Annotated in this window: 16 protein-coding genes; 5 read left to right on the plus strand and 11 right to left on the minus strand. The window is 68.9% G+C overall.

Annotated features, from left to right (window positions below; translation table 11 throughout):
- Positions 1-42: 42 nt before the first annotated feature.
- From QE399_RS04110 to trpE, 9 genes are read right to left on the minus strand one after another with little or no spacing between them, the layout of a single operon-like run.
- The gene (locus QE399_RS04110) at positions 43-768 is read right to left on the minus strand and encodes a uracil-DNA glycosylase (RefSeq protein WP_309826411.1); all 726 of its coding nucleotides are present in this window, start codon (positions 766-768) and stop codon (positions 43-45) included.
- 59 nt (positions 769-827) lie between these two features.
- Entirely contained in the window at positions 828-1628 is an 801-nt protein-coding gene (gene trpC / locus QE399_RS04115) for an indole-3-glycerol phosphate synthase TrpC (RefSeq protein ID WP_309826412.1), read from the minus strand.
- Complete coding sequence (locus QE399_RS04120) at positions 1621-1773, minus strand: hypothetical protein (protein WP_309826413.1); 153 nt, start codon at positions 1771-1773, stop codon at positions 1621-1623. The genes trpC and QE399_RS04120 overlap by 8 nt, the downstream gene beginning before the upstream one ends.
- A 10-nt stretch (positions 1774-1783) precedes the next feature.
- Positions 1784-2815 (minus strand): anthranilate phosphoribosyltransferase, encoded by a 1032-nt coding sequence (gene trpD, locus QE399_RS04125; protein ID WP_309826415.1) that lies wholly within the window; start codon positions 2813-2815, stop codon positions 1784-1786.
- A gap of 37 nt (positions 2816-2852) precedes the next feature.
- Positions 2853-3521: a LysE family translocator gene (locus tag QE399_RS04130; RefSeq protein ID WP_309826417.1), complete on the minus strand. Its 669-nt coding sequence runs from the start codon at positions 3519-3521 to the stop codon at positions 2853-2855.
- 4 nt (positions 3522-3525) lie between these two features.
- Complete coding sequence (locus QE399_RS04135; RefSeq protein ID WP_309826418.1) at positions 3526-4062, minus strand: DinB family protein; 537 nt, start codon at positions 4060-4062, stop codon at positions 3526-3528.
- Positions 4059-4637: an anthranilate synthase component II gene (locus QE399_RS04140; RefSeq protein ID WP_309826419.1), complete on the minus strand. Its 579-nt coding sequence runs from the start codon at positions 4635-4637 to the stop codon at positions 4059-4061. The genes QE399_RS04135 and QE399_RS04140 overlap by 4 nt, the downstream gene beginning before the upstream one ends.
- Positions 4634-4981, minus strand: a complete 348-nt coding sequence (locus QE399_RS04145; protein WP_309826421.1) for a chorismate mutase — start codon at positions 4979-4981, stop codon at positions 4634-4636. The genes QE399_RS04140 and QE399_RS04145 overlap by 4 nt, the downstream gene beginning before the upstream one ends.
- Positions 4978-6477, minus strand: a complete 1500-nt coding sequence (gene trpE, locus QE399_RS04150) for an anthranilate synthase component I (RefSeq protein WP_309826423.1) — start codon at positions 6475-6477, stop codon at positions 4978-4980. The genes QE399_RS04145 and trpE overlap by 4 nt, the downstream gene beginning before the upstream one ends.
- Before the next feature lie 378 nt (positions 6478-6855).
- Here trpE and QE399_RS04155 point away from each other — a divergent pair, with 378 nt between their 5' ends.
- Entirely contained in the window at positions 6856-7449 is a 594-nt protein-coding gene (locus QE399_RS04155) for a chalcone isomerase family protein (RefSeq protein WP_309826425.1), read from the plus strand.
- A gap of 113 nt (positions 7450-7562) precedes the next feature.
- On the plus strand, positions 7563-9353 hold the full coding sequence (locus QE399_RS04160; RefSeq protein WP_309826427.1) for a methyl-accepting chemotaxis protein: 1791 nt from the start codon (positions 7563-7565) through the stop codon (positions 9351-9353).
- A 49-nt stretch (positions 9354-9402) separates the two neighbouring features.
- Here the strand turns inward: QE399_RS04160 and gph are convergent, their stop codons facing one another.
- Positions 9403-10110: a phosphoglycolate phosphatase gene (gph, locus tag QE399_RS04165; RefSeq protein ID WP_309826430.1), complete on the minus strand. Its 708-nt coding sequence runs from the start codon at positions 10108-10110 to the stop codon at positions 9403-9405.
- Between the two features lie 193 nt (positions 10111-10303).
- Between gph and QE399_RS04170 the strand changes: the two genes are divergently transcribed.
- Positions 10304-10708, plus strand: a complete 405-nt coding sequence (locus QE399_RS04170; protein ID WP_309826433.1) for a hypothetical protein — start codon at positions 10304-10306, stop codon at positions 10706-10708.
- 42 nt (positions 10709-10750) lie between these two features.
- On the opposite strand, the gene rpe is transcribed toward QE399_RS04170, so the two are convergent.
- On the minus strand, positions 10751-11434 hold the full coding sequence (gene rpe / locus QE399_RS04175; RefSeq protein WP_309826436.1) for a ribulose-phosphate 3-epimerase: 684 nt from the start codon (positions 11432-11434) through the stop codon (positions 10751-10753).
- 89 nt (positions 11435-11523) lie between these two features.
- On the opposite strand from rpe, the gene apaG reads away from it, so the two are divergent.
- Together apaG and QE399_RS04185 are read left to right on the plus strand one after the other, a co-directional pair.
- Positions 11524-11931, plus strand: coding sequence for a Co2+/Mg2+ efflux protein ApaG (gene apaG, locus QE399_RS04180; protein WP_309826439.1), 408 nt, complete (start codon positions 11524-11526; stop codon positions 11929-11931).
- Positions 11928-13916, plus strand: a complete 1989-nt coding sequence (locus QE399_RS04185; protein WP_309826441.1) for a site-specific recombinase — start codon at positions 11928-11930, stop codon at positions 13914-13916. The genes apaG and QE399_RS04185 overlap by 4 nt, the downstream gene beginning before the upstream one ends.
- The last annotated feature ends 182 nt before the right edge of the window (positions 13917-14098 follow it).

Below are 14098 nucleotides of genomic sequence, written 5' to 3' on the forward strand. Positions count from 1 at the left end.
ATCGCGCAGCGCCACGGCCGGCGGGCGGGCGCCGCTGGCGCTTCAGCGTCCTGCGCCTTCGTGCTGCTGCCGGAAGGCCCGCGCCTGGCTGAAGTGCCCGTTGCCGATGAAGGGCACCGGCGGACGCAGCGCGGACAGCGGCGAGGGGTGGTTGGAGGTGAGCACCAGGTGCCCGCGATCGGCAGGAATGAACACGCGCTTGGACTGCGCGTGCGAGCCCCACAGCATGAACACCACGGGCCGCTCGCCCTCGGCCACATGGCGGATCACCTCGTCGGTGAGCAGCTCCCAGCCCTTGCCCGCGTGGCTGGCCGCCTGGCCCTCTTCCACGGTGAGGCCGGTGTTGAGCAGCAGCACGCCGTTCTTCGCCCATTTCACCAGACTGCCGCCCGGCTCGGGGAAGGTGGGGAACGGCGTATCCAGGTCGCGCTGCATCTCCTTGAAGATGTTGCGCAGCGAGGGCGGCAGCTGCACGCCGGGCGCCACCGAGAACGCCAGCCCCTCGGCCTGCCCGCGGCCGTGGTACGGGTCCTGCCCCAGGATGACCACGCGCACCGCCTCGGGCGGCGTGAGCTCCAGCGCGCGCAGCGGCTTGGGCGGGAAGATGACCGCGCCCGCCTCCAGCCGCGCCTGCAGAAACGCCAACAGGCCCTGGCCTTTGGCGCTGGCGAAGAAGGCATCGACCAGCGGCTGCCAGCCCGGCGCGACGGGCCAGTCGGCCGGGTCGGCGCTCATCAGTTGCGTGGCGGGGCGTGCAGCGTCATTCATGGTCAAATCGGCCTCCAGCGCTTATCCATCAAGCGTAAGAAGCTATTAAATATATAGCATCAACCAAACAGCTGCGCGAGGGCGAAGCCCGGGTCTTCCGCGCGCATGAAGGCCTCGCCCACCAGGAAGGCGTTGACGCCGGCGTCGCGCAGCGTCTTCACATCGGCGGGTTTCAGAATGCCCGATTCGGCCACCAGCAGGCGGTCGGCGGGCACGTGCTTCCTCAGGTCCAGCGTCGTCTGCAGCGACACCTCGAAGGTGCGCAGGTTGCGGTTGTTGATGCCCACCAGCGGCGTCTTGAGCTTGAGCGCGCGGTCCAGCTCGGCACCGTCGTGCACCTCGACCAGCACGGCCATGTCCAGGCTGCGGGCGATGGCCTCGAAGTCGGCCATCTGCGCATCGTCCAGGCTGGCCGCGATGAGCAGGATGGCGTCGGCGCCCATCGCGCGCGACTCGTAGATCTGGTACGCATCGACCATGAAGTCCTTGCGCAGCACCGGCAGCTGGCAACTGGCGCGCGCCTGCTTCAGGTAGTCGGGCTGGCCCTGGAAGAACTGGCGGTCGGTCAGCACCGACAGGCAGGCCGCGCTGGTCTTGCCGTCGCCGTCGGCATAGCTCTGCGCGATGTCGGCGGGAATGAAGTCGCTGCGCAGCACGCCCTTGGAGGGGCTGGCCTTCTTCACCTCGGCGATCACGGCCGCCTGGCCCTTGGCGATCTTGGCGCGCAGCGCGCCCTCGAAGTCGCGCGTGAGCACGCGGCTCTCGGCATCGGCGCGCATGGCGGCCAACGGCATCTTCTTCTGCGCCGCGGCGACTTCTTCGCGCTTGACGGCGTTGATCTTGTCGAGGATGTCACTCATGGTCGGGGACCTTCTTGGGAATGGGCTCAGGCGCCGGGGCACCCTGCTTCAGAACTTTGACGAACACGCGGTGCATCACGATGCCCACGACGATGAACAGCAGCGAGATGCCGATGGCGATCCACGCGCCGGGGTCGCGCCACATGGCGTGCGCCTCAGGCTGCCAGCGCGCGGCTGCGCGCGATGAGCTGTTCGAGCTTGCCGTGCGCCGCGCCGCTGGCAATCGCCGCGCGGGCCTTCTGCAGGCCGTCGGCGATGGAGCTGGCCACGTTGGCCGCATACAGCGCGGCGCCGGCGTTCAGGCAGACGATGTCGTGCGCGGGGCCGGGCTCGCCCTTCAGCACGGCGCGCAGCAGCTCGCGCGACTGCTCGGGTGTGTCCACCTTGAGCGTGCGGTTGCTGGCCATGGGCAGGCCGAAGTCTTCGGGGTGGATCTCGTACTCGGTGATCTCGCCGTTCTTGAGCTCGCCCACCATCGTGGCGGCGCCCAGGCTCACCTCGTCCATGCCGTCGCGGCCGTACACCACCAGCGCGTGGTCGGCGCCCAGGCGCTGCAGCGCACGCACCTGGATGCCCACCAGATCGGGGTGGAACACGCCCATGAGAATGTTGGGCGCACTGGCCGGATTGGTGAGCGGGCCCAGGATGTTGAAGATCGTGCGCACGCCCAGCTCCTTGCGCACGGGCGCCACATTCTTCATGGCTGGATGGTGGTTGGGCGCGAACATGAAGCCGATGCCCACGTCGGCGATGCACTGCGCAATCGCCTCCGGCGGCAGATTGATGTGCACGCCCAGCGACTCCATCACGTCGGCGCTGCCGCTCTTGCTGGAGACGCCGCGCCCGCCGTGCTTGCTGACCTTGGCGCCCGCCGCGGCGGCCACGAACATCGAGCAGGTGGAGATGTTGAAGGTGTTGGCTCCGTCGCCGCCGGTGCCCACGATGTCCACCAGGTGCGCATCGTCCAGCACGTGCACCTTGGTGGAGAACTCGCGCATCACCTGCGCGGCGGCGGTGATCTCGCCGATGGTTTCCTTCTTCACGCGCAGGCCGGTCACGATGGCGGCGGTCATCACGGGCGACAGCTCGCCGCGCATGATGAGGCGCATCAGCGACAGCATCTCGTCATGGAAGATTTCGCGGTGCTCGATGGTGCGCTGCAGCGCTTCCTGGGGGGTGATGGACATGGTGTTTCCAGTGTTTCTACGGCGGTGGCCGTCTGATTCAACGCGTGGGCTGATCCGTGAAGGCCAGCTTGAGGCCGAAGCCGATGAACATCGCGCCGGCCACGCGGTCCAGCCAGTGCATGCCGCGCTGCACCACGCCCATGCGCCGCGCCATCCAGCCCGCTGCCAGCGCCCAGCCGGTGTTGACCGGAATCGCATTGACGTTGAACAGCACGCCCAGCAGCACGAAGGCCAGCGCCTTGTTCTCGGTGCCCGGCGCGATGAACTGCGGCACGAAGGCCAGGAAGAAGATCGCGACCTTGGGGTTGAGCACGTTGGTCCAGAACCCGCCGAAGAAGACCTTCGACAGCGGCGTGGCGGCCTCGCCCGCTGACGCCTTGGCAGCCGCCAGCGCGGCCGCACTGCTTCCATCGCCCGCCGGTCGGGACAGCAGCATGCGCACCCCCATCCACATCAGGTACGCCGCGCCCGCCCACTTGAGCACGGTGAACGCCGTGGCCGAAGTGGCCAGCAGCGCACCCACGCCGATGGCCGCAGCGAAGATGTGCACGAAGCACCCCGCCGTGATGCCCAGGCCGGCGACGATGCCCGCGCGAATGCCGGACTTGAGCGCGTTGGACACGATGTAGAGCACGTCCGGGCCGGGCGTGAGGTTGAGCAGCCATCCGGCCGCGATGAACATGAGCAGTTGGTGGCTGTCAGGCATGGCGCTACGACCAGCGTCGCTCCGGTTGCAGGCGGTGCAGGAAGGTGGTGAGCGCGTCGCGCGGCGGCGGCACCGCATGCCCCGCCAGGATGCGGCCGGCCGCGCCCCGGTGGTAGGCGCCGTGGACCACGATGTGGTTCAGGATCTCGGCCCGCGTCATGGTGCCGGCGTCGCCATCGGTGAAGCGGAACGGCACGGGCTCGGCCAGTGCGCCTGCGTCGAGCCCGCCGGCGTACTGCAGATACCAGTCGTCCGACGCGCGGACCGCGTCCCGCAAGGCGGGCAGTGTCGGCGTCTCTTCGGTGTTGGTCGCTGCGTAGGCCGTCTGCGGCAGGCCCTGCAAGTGGCTCGCGAAGATGCGGTCCACCACGTAGGTGTGGTTCAGGATGCGCACGAAGAGCCGTCGGTCGTCTTCTGGCAGCGCGGCCTGCGATGACTCGCCCAGCGCGAGCAGTTCCTCGTTGGCCCAGCGCTTGTACTGGAACAGCTGGGCGAACGGGCCGGCGGCAGCGGGTGCGTCGCCCCCGGAGGGCGCCGTCATGCGCGCTGCTCCTGCAGGAAGTTCTTCAGCATGGCGTGGCCGTGTTCGGTGAGGATGCTTTCCGGATGGAACTGCACGCCCTCGATGGCCAGCTCCTTGTGGCGCACGCCCATGATCTCGCCATCCTGGGTCCAGGCCGTCACCTCCAGCACGTCCGGGCAGCTCGCGCGCTCGATCGACAGCGAGTGGTAGCGGTTCACGGTGAACTGCTCCGGCAGGCCCGCGAACACGCCCTTCTGCGTGGTGGTGATGACGCTGGTCTTGCCATGCATCAGCTCCTGCGCCCGCACGATGGTGCCGCCGAAGGCCGCGCCGATGCTCTGGTGGCCCAGGCACACGCCCAGAATCGGCAGCTTGCCGGCGAAGTGCCGGATCGCCGCCACCGAGATGCCGGCCTCGGCCGGCGAGCACGGGCCGGGCGAGATGACGAGCCGGTCGGGGGCGCGCGCCGCAATGCCCTCCAGCGTGATCTCGTCGTTGCGGAACACTTCGACTTCGGCGCCCAGCTCGCCGAAGTACTGGACGATGTTGTAGGTGAAGCTGTCGTAGTTGTCGACCATCAAGAGGCGGGTCATGCGGTGGGCTCCTGGCTCGGTTGCTTGCGGCCCGCAGCGACCAGCCGGTCGAACTCGCGGTGTTCGTAGGCGATGTACGCCTCCATCATGCTGCGGTAGATGGCCTCGATCACGTCGGGCTCGCCGCCCTCGGCCTCAGCCCGGGCACGCACGCGGCGCACGATGGTCTCGATGCGGTCTTCATCGCGCACCTGCGACTGCCGCGGCTTGTTGATCGCCGCCTGCGTCATGTAGCCCCCGCGCTCTACCAGCAGGGGCACCAGGATGTCGTCCAGCGCATCCACATGGGCCCGCACTTCGGCCATGCTCTTGCAGGCTTGGGTCTTGTCGATCGCGCGGGTCATTCCAGGCCTTCCTCTACGAGTTCTGCGGCGCGCAACAGCGCGCGCGCCTTGTGTTCGGTTTCCTTCCACTCCAGCTCGGGCACCGAGTCGGCCACCACGCCGGCCGCCGCCTGCACGTACAGCGTGCCGTCCTTGATGATGCCGGTGCGGATGGCGATGGCCACATCCATGTCGCCCGCGTAGCTCAGGTAGCCGCAGGCACCGCCGTACAGGCCGCGCTTGGAAGGTTCCAGCTGGTCGATCAGCTCCATGGCGTGCACCTTGGGCGCGCCCGTCAGCGTGCCCGCGGGGAACGTGGCTTTCAGCACATCCATGCTGGTCATGCCGTCGTGCAGGATGCCTTCGACGTTGCTCACGATGTGCATCACGTGGCTGTAGCGCTCCACCGCAAAGGCCTCGGTCACCTTCACGGTGCCGGTCTTGGCGATGCGGCCGATGTCGTTGCGCGCCAGGTCGATGAGCATCACATGCTCGGCGCGCTCCTTGGGGTCGTTGATCAGCTCGACCTCGGTCGCCTTGTCCTTCTCGGGCGTGGCGCCGCGCGGGCGCGTGCCGGCCAGCGGGCGAATGGTGATCTTCTGGCCCTCCGGTGTACTTTCTTGCCGCACCAGAATCTCCGGGCTCGCGCCCACCACATGGAAGTCGCCGAAGTGGTAGTAGTACATGTAGGGCGACGGGTTCAGCGAACGCAGCGCGCGGTACAGGCTCAAGGGGCTTTCGGTGTAGCGCTTGTGGATGCGCTGGCCCACCTGCACCTGCATGAAGTCACCGGCGGCGATCAGTTCCTTGGCGCGGTCCACGGCCGCCAGGTAGTCGGCCTTGGCGAAGCTGCGCTGGGCGGGGTGGCTCTCGGTCGGTCGCACGACGGGAGCGCTCACAGAGTACTTGAGCTGCTCCTTGAGCTCACGCAGGCGCTTCTTGGCCTTGGCATACGCCTCGGGCTGGGCCGGATCGGCGTAGACGATCAGGTAGAGCTTGCCCGACAGGTTGTCGATGACGGCCAGCTCCTCGCACTGCAGCAGCAGGATGTCGGGGCAGCCCAGCGTGTCGGGAGGGCAGCTGTCTTCGAGCTTCTTCTCGATGTAGCGCACCGCGTCATACCCGAAGTAGCCGGCCAGCCCGCCGCAAAAGCGCGGCAGCCCGGGGCGCAGCGCGACCTTGAAGCGCTTCTGGTAGTCGGCGATGAAGTCGAGCGGGTTGCCAGGCGCGGTTTCCACCACCTGGCCGTCGGTCACCACCTCGGTCTTGGCGGCGGCGCCGAAGCCCGTGGCACGCAGCAGCGTACGCGCCGGCAGGCCGATGAAGCTGTAGCGGCCGAAGCGCTCGCCGCCCACCACGGACTCCAGCAGGAAGCTGTACTTGCCGCCGTCCTTGCTGTGCGCCAGCTTGAGGTAGAGGGAGAGAGGGGTTTCCAGGTCCGCAAAGGCTTCCGCCATCAGCGGAATGCGGTTGTAGCCTTCGCCGGCCAGGCTTTTGAATTCGAGTTCAGTGATCACAGCAGTTCCCAGCTGCTGCGGTGGCCGTCGTACGCGCTCGGGCGCGGGCTACCGCAGTTCATTCATTCATGGTCTTGGCCCCTCAGGGCCACGGGCGCACGCTGGGAAGTGGCCCAGGTGCCATCAAACGGTCGATGAGACAGGCTTGCGCCAGGGCCAGGCTCCCCGGTCGCTACAACCTGTGATGAACACGTGATGAATGAACATGGGGGCAAAGTGTAGCAAAGCCCTGCCCTGCCGCGACCGATCACCCTGCTTCTGCGCTGGGACACGCGCACGGCGGGCGGACACGCTCGGAAACCCTGTTGTGGACCGGACCGACCGTTGGGGACAATGCCTCTCGACAAATAGCACGACCGTTCTTTTTTGGAGCCCTCCATGCCCTCATCCCTGCGGCGCGCCCTGTGCGCAGCACCTCTGCTCTATGGTCTGGGAGCAGCAGCGCAGCCAGCGCCAGCGGCCACAGGCGACGTGAAGTTCCCGCCAGCGGTGGAACTGCAGGGCGTCACCCTGCCGCTGAACGGCGCCGGGCTGCGCTACAAGGCGGTATTCAAGGTCTACGCGGCGGCGCTGTACCTGGAGCGCAAGGCCGCCACACCGGCGGAGGTCGCGGCCCTGCCCGGCCCGAAGCGCCTGGCGATCACCATGGTGCGCGAGATCGACTCGGCGGAGCTCGGCAAGCTGTTCTCGCGCGGCATGGAAGACAACATGGACAAGGCGCAGTTCTCCAAGCTCGTGCCCGGCATCGTGCGCATGGGGCAGATCTTTGCGGACCACAAACGGCTGGCCGCCGGCGATCGCTTCACCGTGGACTGGCTCCCGGGCACGGGCACCGTGATCACGGTGAAGGGGCAGGCACAGGGCGAGCCCTTCAAGGAGCCGGAGTTCTTCAACGCCCTGCTCGGCATCTGGCTCGGGGCACAGCCGGCGGACTGGAAACTCAAGGACGCCCTGCTCGGCAAGGCCGGCTGACCCCGGCGGCGGCGCCGACGGCCCCCGGGCCCCCTGGGAAATCCCCGCCTTCTGCCTTGCGGCAAAGCCGGTAAGGTGCGCTCCAGTATCCCAGGGCAGGAAGGAGCCTCCAATTGAACCAACTTCGCGTCGGCAGCCGGCTGGCCCTCTCGTTCGGCCTGGTGCTGCTCATCACCGTGATCGTCGCGGGCATCGGTGTCTGGCGTCTCCAGGAGCTGGCGGCCAGCGCAGAGGAGCTCACCACGACCGACAACGAACGGGCCAAGGCGGCCATGGAGTGGCGCCAGAGCATCGACCTGAACTGGATCCGCACGCGCGCCGCCGCGCTGGACTCCGACACCAGCCGCATGGGCGTCTGGATGGCGGAGATGGACAAGACCTCGCAGTTCACGCTGGCATCCCGCGACAAGGTGGCCTCGCTGATCCAGTCCGACGAGGGGCGCGCCATGATCGCCCGCATCGATGCGGCGCGCGAGGCCTACCGCGGCCCCCGCGCCGATCTGCTCAAGCGGCGCCAGGCCGGCGAGGACGTGTCCGCTGCACTGGACCAGACCATCCGGCCGCTGGCCGAGGCCTACATCAACGGCATCCGCGCGCTGGAGGAGCGCCAGCGCATGCTCTACGAGGCTTCCCGGCAGGAGGCCAGCGCCAAGGCGGCCCAGGGGCGCCTCATCCTCATCGTCGGAACGGTGCTGGCCCTGGCGATCGGTGCGGGCTGCGCCTTCGTGCTGAGCCGCTCCATCATCGGCCCGCTCACCCTGGCGGCCACGCGGGCCGGCCAGATCGCCGAAGGCGACCTGACCCAGCCCATCGACGCCCAGGGCCGCGATGAAGCCGCCGAGCTGCTGCGCGCGCTGCAGCACATGCAGCAGAACCTGGTGCGCGTGGTGTCCGGCGTGCGCAGCAACGCCGAGAGCGTGGCCACGGCCAGCGCCGAGATCTCGCAGGGCAACAACGACCTGTCGGCCCGCACCGAACAGCAGGCCAGCGCGCTGGAGGAAACCGCAGCTTCGATGGAGCAGCTGGGCTCCACCGTGCGCCAGAACGCCGACAACGCCCGCCAGGCCAACCAGCTGGCCATGAGCGCCAGCACCGTGGCCGCCCAGGGCGGCGAAGTGGTGGCCGAAGTGGTGGACACCATGAAGGGCATCAACGACGCCAGCCGCAAGATCGCCGACATCATCGGCGTGATCGATTCCATCGCCTTCCAGACCAACATCCTGGCGCTGAATGCCGCCGTGGAAGCGGCCCGCGCGGGCGAGCAGGGCCGGGGCTTCGCAGTGGTGGCCGGCGAGGTGCGAGCCCTGGCCGGGCGCAGCGCCGAGGCGGCGCGTGAGATCAAGGCGTTGATCGGCACCAGCGTGCAGCGGGTGGAGCAGGGCACGCAGCTGGTGGACCGCGCGGGCGCGACGATGACGGAAGTGGTGAGCGCCATCCGGCGGGTGACGGACATCATGGGCGAGATCAGCGCGGCCAGCAGCGAGCAGAGCGCGGGCGTGGGCCAGGTGGGCGAGGCGATCACGCAAATGGACCAGGCGACGCAGCAGAACGCGGCGCTGGTGGAGGAGAGTGCGGCAGCGGCGGGCAGCCTGAAGACGCAGGCCGGGCAGCTGGTGGAGGCGGTAGCGGTGTTCCGCCTGCCGCAGGGCGGCGGCTACGCGGTCCCGGTGGCTGCCCCACCAGCGCTCCGGCGCCCCATGCCGGCCGTTGCCTCGGCGCCCGCTACGGCAACCGGGGCGCAGGCAGCCCGCAAGCCCGCGGCAAAGCCGTCCCCCGCCCTCACCCGCCCCGCCGCGGCTGCGCCCACGGCCGCCGCGACTGCGCCGGCTGCCGTGGGCGCAGCCGCACCGCCGGGCGGAAGACAGAGCACACGCGCAGACAACGACGACTGGGAGAGCTTCTAGGCCCAGCCAGCTTGGCCCGGCCTGCCTGCCCTGTGCGAAAGCAGCGGCCTCAGCCCTCCACGCACTCCGTCAACGCATCCACATAGCCGTCGGCTTCCACCGAACGGGCCGGCTGGCCGTGGTTGTAGCCATAGGTGACCAGCACGACGGGGCAGCCCGCGGCACGGGCGGCGCGCGCGTCATTGCTCGAGTCGCCGATCATCAGCGTGCGGCCGGGCTCGGTGCCCAGCGCCTCGCAGGTCTTCAGCAGCGGCAGCGGATCGGGCTTCTTCCGCTCGAAGGCATCGCCGCCGAACACCTGCTCGAACAGGCCGCGCAGGCCCTTGGCCTCCAGCAGCGGCAGGGCGAAGTCGGTGGGCTTGTTGGTGAGACAGGCCAGCCGCAGCCCCGCGGCGCGCAGGGCCTGCAGGCCCTCCAGCACGCCGGGGTAGAGCGTGGCGAACTGGCCGTTGATCGCCAGGTAGTGGTGCTGGTAGCGGTCCCAGGCCTGCGGATACATCGCTTCGATTTCCATAGCTGCAGGCGCCCGCCCCTCTTGCACCAGCACATGATTGAGCACAGAGCGCAGCAGGTGTTCGGAGCCCTTGCCGACCATGGTTTCGATGTGGCGGGCCTCGATGGCGGGCAGGGCGAGATCGGCCAGCATGCGGTTGAGCGCTTCGGAGAAGTCGCCCAGCGTGTCCACCATGGTGCCGTCGAGGTCCACGATCGCCGCTTCGGAGCGAGCCACCAGCGCGGCTACGGAAAGATTCACCATAAGCTTGTTGTCCTTGTATCCATCGATAGGGAGACCAGGGCGGGCCCCACAAGCCGCGGAAGTGTACTGACAGGGCTGCGGGGCTGCTCCGGCACCGGTTGGGCGGTCCGTCCGACAGGGCGCCCGAGGCACTCCGCCTACGCTGGCGACCCTATCCATCGGCACACCGGCCGACCACCCCAAGGAGATTGCCATGCGATTCGCCCCCCGACTGTCCCTGCGCCTTGCCGCTCCGCTGGCCGCTGCCGTTCTCTCGTGCGGCGTGGCCCATGCCGCTGCTGACGCGGCAGGAACGCCCGCAACCTACAGCAAGGAGCGCGCGGTCTGCGAGAACATCGCCTCGCCCGAAAGCAAGGCGGCCTGCATCCGCGAAGCCGGCGCTGCCCAGCAGGCGGCCCGGGGCGGCCAACTGTCCAGCCGGGATGCCAACACCTACGGCCAGAATGCCGAACAGCGGTGTGCGGCTTTCCCCACGGCCAGCGAACGCGCCGAGTGTGTGAACCGCACGCAGAACCAGCCGGCATCCGGCTCCGTCCAGGGCGGAGGCGTGCTGCGCGAGTCCGAAACGACGACGGTCATCCCTGCGGCCAAGCCCTGACGGGCTTTCCCGCCTTGCCGCGCGGGGTGCCTCCGTGGAGGTTCAGCCCGCCAGCTGCTGGCGCATCGCGCTGATGACGCCCGCGTAATCCGGCTTGCCGAAGATGGCGCTGCCTGCCACAAACGTGTCCGCCCCCGCATCCGCCACACGGCGGATGTTGTCCGTCTTGATGCCGCCGTCCACCTCCAGGCGGATGTCCTTGCCGCAGGCGTCGATGCGTTTGCGCACGGCTTCGATCTTGCGCAGGGCCGAGTCGATGAAGCTCTGCCCGCCGAAGCCGGGGTTGACGCTCATGATCAGGATCAGGTCGATGTCGTCGATGACCCAGTCCAGCACGTCGAGCGGCTCGGCCGGGTTGAACACCAGTCCGGGCTTCACGCCCTTGGCGCGCAGCGCCTGGATGCTGCGGTGCACATGGCCCGAGGCATCGGGATGGAAGCTGATGTAGTCGGCGCCCGCATCGGCGAACGCGGCGGCGAGGGCGTCGACCGGTTGGATCATCAGATGCACATCGATCGGCACGGCCTGGCCGTCTGCCCTCTTGGCGTGCGGCTTCAGGGCCTGGCAGATCATCGGGCCGAACGTCAGGTTGGGCACGTAGTGGTTGTCCATCACGTCGAAGTGAATCCAGTCGGCGCCGGCGGCGATGACGTTCTTCACCTCGTCGCCCAGGCGGGCGAAGTCGGCGGACAGGATGGAGGGGGCGATGCGGTAGGGGCGGCTCATGCGCCGATTGTCGCAGTTGCAGTGCCGCACGGGGCAACCCGCAAGCCTTCCTGCCGCCGGTTCGCTGCGCCAACCCTTACCATTGCCCGATGCCGAAGTACCAGTTCCAGGCCGAAGTGCAACCCGAATACCTGCCCGAGCAATCCACACCGGAAGCCGGCGTGTTCAGCTTCGCCTACACCATCACCATCACCAACAGCGGAGAGGTGCCGGCCCAGCTGATCTCGCGGCACTGGATCATCAGCGACGCGGGCGGCCATACCGAGGAGGTGAAGGGCCTGGGCGTGGTCGGCCACCAGCCGTTGCTCAAGCCCGGCGAGTCCTTCCAGTACACCAGCGGATGCCGCCTGCGCACGCCCAGCGGCAGCATGCATGGGCGCTTCTTCTGCGTGGCGGACGATGGCGAACCCTTCGAGTGCCCCGTCGATCTGTTCGTGCTCGAAGCCACCGACGCCAGCGGCGACGGCCAGCCCTGGACCGACCGGGTGCTGCATTGAGGCAGGGCAAGCGACGGGCGGCCGACCTGGGCCGCCTGCTGGCCGATCTCGACCCCTCTGCTCCGCTCGCCCAGCGCCACCTGGCCCTGATCGCCCTTCTGGATTGGGTGCGCGGCACGGGCGAGTCCGTGGAAGGTGCGGTCGGGCGGGTTCACCTGCTGGTGGACACGCTGGAGAAGGACGCGGCCGCCCAGGCCCGCCTGCAGGCCTGGTGGAGCGCGCTGACGCACACGGTGGACATCACCACGCTGCTGGCCGACTTCGGCTTTGCGCCACGCACCGCGCTGGTCAGCGAGGTGGCCGAACGCTTGCGCTACAAGCTGCTGCCCGCCAGCCCGGAAACCATCGACGCCTCTGAGCTGTTCATGCTGGCCCTGCCCAAGGACGTGGACGCCCAGTGGCTGGCCACGCTGGACGAGCCGCTGCTGGAGCGGCTGCTCGCCCTGCTGGCGCCGCCGGACGACAGCGGCACCTCGCGCTGGCAGCGCTCGCTGCTGGACGCCATCACCTACTGCGCAGGGCAGATCCTCTCCACAGGGTTCGCGCCCGAGCTGCGCCTGCGCATGAGCGAGGCGGCGCGCGACGCCCAGCCCTTCCATGCACTGATCCGCGATGTGGAAAGCTTGCGCGTGGAGGTGCTGCACCCGCTGCGCACCACCGACCGGCTCGACGAGTCCGTGCAACGCCTGCGCGAGCGGCTGGACGCCTGCCGCGCCGCTGCGGCCACGGTGTATTCGCACTTCGAAGGCAACGGGATCTCGGTCGGACTGGTGTTCCGGCTGCGGCAGTTGCGCGAGCGCATCCTACGCGTGCGGGAGCTGCTGGAATGCCTGCTGTCGCCCACGCCGGCGCTGAGCGCAGCGCGGCTTCTGGCGCGCCTGGTGACCGTGGGGCGCGAGCGCCGCAGCCTGCGGGCGCTGATCGCCTCCAACTCGTCCCTGCTGGCGGCCAAGGTGGCCGAGCGCAGCGCCGAGACCGGCGAGCACTACATCACCCGCACCGCAGCCGAGTACCGCGCCATGGTGGGCAAGGCCGCCGGCGGCGGCCTGGTGATGGCCTTCACCACGCTGATGAAGTTCGGCCTGGGAGCCCTGGCGCTGTCGGCCTTCTGGAGCGGCTTCTGGGCGGGCATGAACTACGCGGTGAGCTTCGTGCTCGTGCAATTGCTGCACTTCACGGTGGCCACCAAGCAGCCGGCCATGACGGCGCCGGCCATGGCCGCCAAGCTCAAGGACCTGCGCACGGACGAGGCGGTGCAGGCCTTCGTGGATGAGGTGGCCTGCCTGGTGCGCTCGCAGGTGGCGGCCGTGCTGGGCAACGTGCTGGTGGTGTTCCCGCTGGTGGTGGGCATCACGCTGGGCATTGCGTGGTTCTCCGGGCAGCCCGCCATCACGCCCGCCCAGGCCGAGCATGTGCTGCATTCGCTGCATCTGCTGGGGCCGTCCCTGTTCTTCGCGGCGTTCACGGGGGTGCTGCTGTTCGCATCGAGCATCATCGCGGGCTGGGCCGAGAACTGGTTCGTGCTGCAGCGGCTGGACTCGGCCCTGGAGTACAACCCGCGCATCACCCGCCTGCTGGGCGTGCGGCGCGCCCCGCGGTGGGCGCACTTCCTGCGGGAGAACCTGTCGGGCTTCGCGGCCAACATCTCGCTCGGCTTCATGCTGGGACTGGTGCCCGTGTTCGCGGCCTTCTTCGGCCTGGGGCTGGATGTGCGCCACGTGACGCTGTCCACCGGCCAGTTGGGCGCGGCGGCCACGGCACTGGGCTGGAGCGCGCTGCACCAGCCGGCGTTCTGGTGGGCCGCGGCCACCGTGCCGCTGCTGGGGGCGCTGAACGTGTCCGTGAGCTTCTACCTGGCCTTCCGTCTCGCGCTGCGGGCGCACAATGTGAGCGGCGTGGAACGGGCCCGCATCTACCGCGCGTTGCGCACCCGCCTGCGCACGGCGCCACTGGGGTTCTTCATGCCCGTGCGGACGTCCCCCTGAAGCGCGCCCGCGAACGCTGCGCTGCCATCGGCGTGTAGTACAACCTACCGAATGCGGTCCTTCCGTTGCAGGTTGTGCGGGCCGCGCCAACGCCTCCTGATGGGGCGCGCCGTCCTACAAGGACTGCATGTATCCACAGGTAGATTCGGTCGGCCGCCGAACCGGGCCACATCCCGGGATGG

Source organism: Paracidovorax wautersii, assembly GCF_031453675.1.
Lineage (GTDB): Bacteria > Pseudomonadota > Gammaproteobacteria > Burkholderiales > Burkholderiaceae_C > Paracidovorax.

Excerpts from the sequence above, each read along its gene's own strand:
- QE399_RS04110 (WP_309826411.1), bottom strand. The coding sequence starts at position 768 with ATGAATGACGCTGCACGCCCCGCCACGCAACTGATGAGCGCCGACCCG.
- trpC (WP_309826412.1), bottom strand. The coding sequence starts at position 1,628 with ATGAGTGACATCCTCGACAAGATCAACGCCGTCAAGCGCGAAGAAGTC.
- QE399_RS04120 (WP_309826413.1), bottom strand. The coding sequence starts at position 1,773 with ATGTGGCGCGACCCCGGCGCGTGGATCGCCATCGGCATCTCGCTGCTG.
- trpD (WP_309826415.1), bottom strand. The coding sequence starts at position 2,815 with ATGTCCATCACCCCCCAGGAAGCGCTGCAGCGCACCATCGAGCACCGC.
- QE399_RS04130 (WP_309826417.1), bottom strand. The coding sequence starts at position 3,521 with ATGCCTGACAGCCACCAACTGCTCATGTTCATCGCGGCCGGATGGCTG.
- QE399_RS04135 (WP_309826418.1), bottom strand. The coding sequence starts at position 4,062 with ATGACGGCGCCCTCCGGGGGCGACGCACCCGCTGCCGCCGGCCCGTTC.
- QE399_RS04140 (WP_309826419.1), bottom strand. The coding sequence starts at position 4,637 with ATGACCCGCCTCTTGATGGTCGACAACTACGACAGCTTCACCTACAAC.
- QE399_RS04145 (WP_309826421.1), bottom strand. The coding sequence starts at position 4,981 with ATGACCCGCGCGATCGACAAGACCCAAGCCTGCAAGAGCATGGCCGAA.
- QE399_RS04155 (WP_309826425.1), top strand. The coding sequence starts at position 6,856 with ATGCCCTCATCCCTGCGGCGCGCCCTGTGCGCAGCACCTCTGCTCTAT.
- gph (WP_309826430.1), bottom strand. The coding sequence starts at position 10,110 with ATGGTGAATCTTTCCGTAGCCGCGCTGGTGGCTCGCTCCGAAGCGGCG.
- QE399_RS04170 (WP_309826433.1), top strand. The coding sequence starts at position 10,304 with ATGCGATTCGCCCCCCGACTGTCCCTGCGCCTTGCCGCTCCGCTGGCC.
- rpe (WP_309826436.1), bottom strand. The coding sequence starts at position 11,434 with ATGAGCCGCCCCTACCGCATCGCCCCCTCCATCCTGTCCGCCGACTTC.
- apaG (WP_309826439.1), top strand. The coding sequence starts at position 11,524 with ATGCCGAAGTACCAGTTCCAGGCCGAAGTGCAACCCGAATACCTGCCC.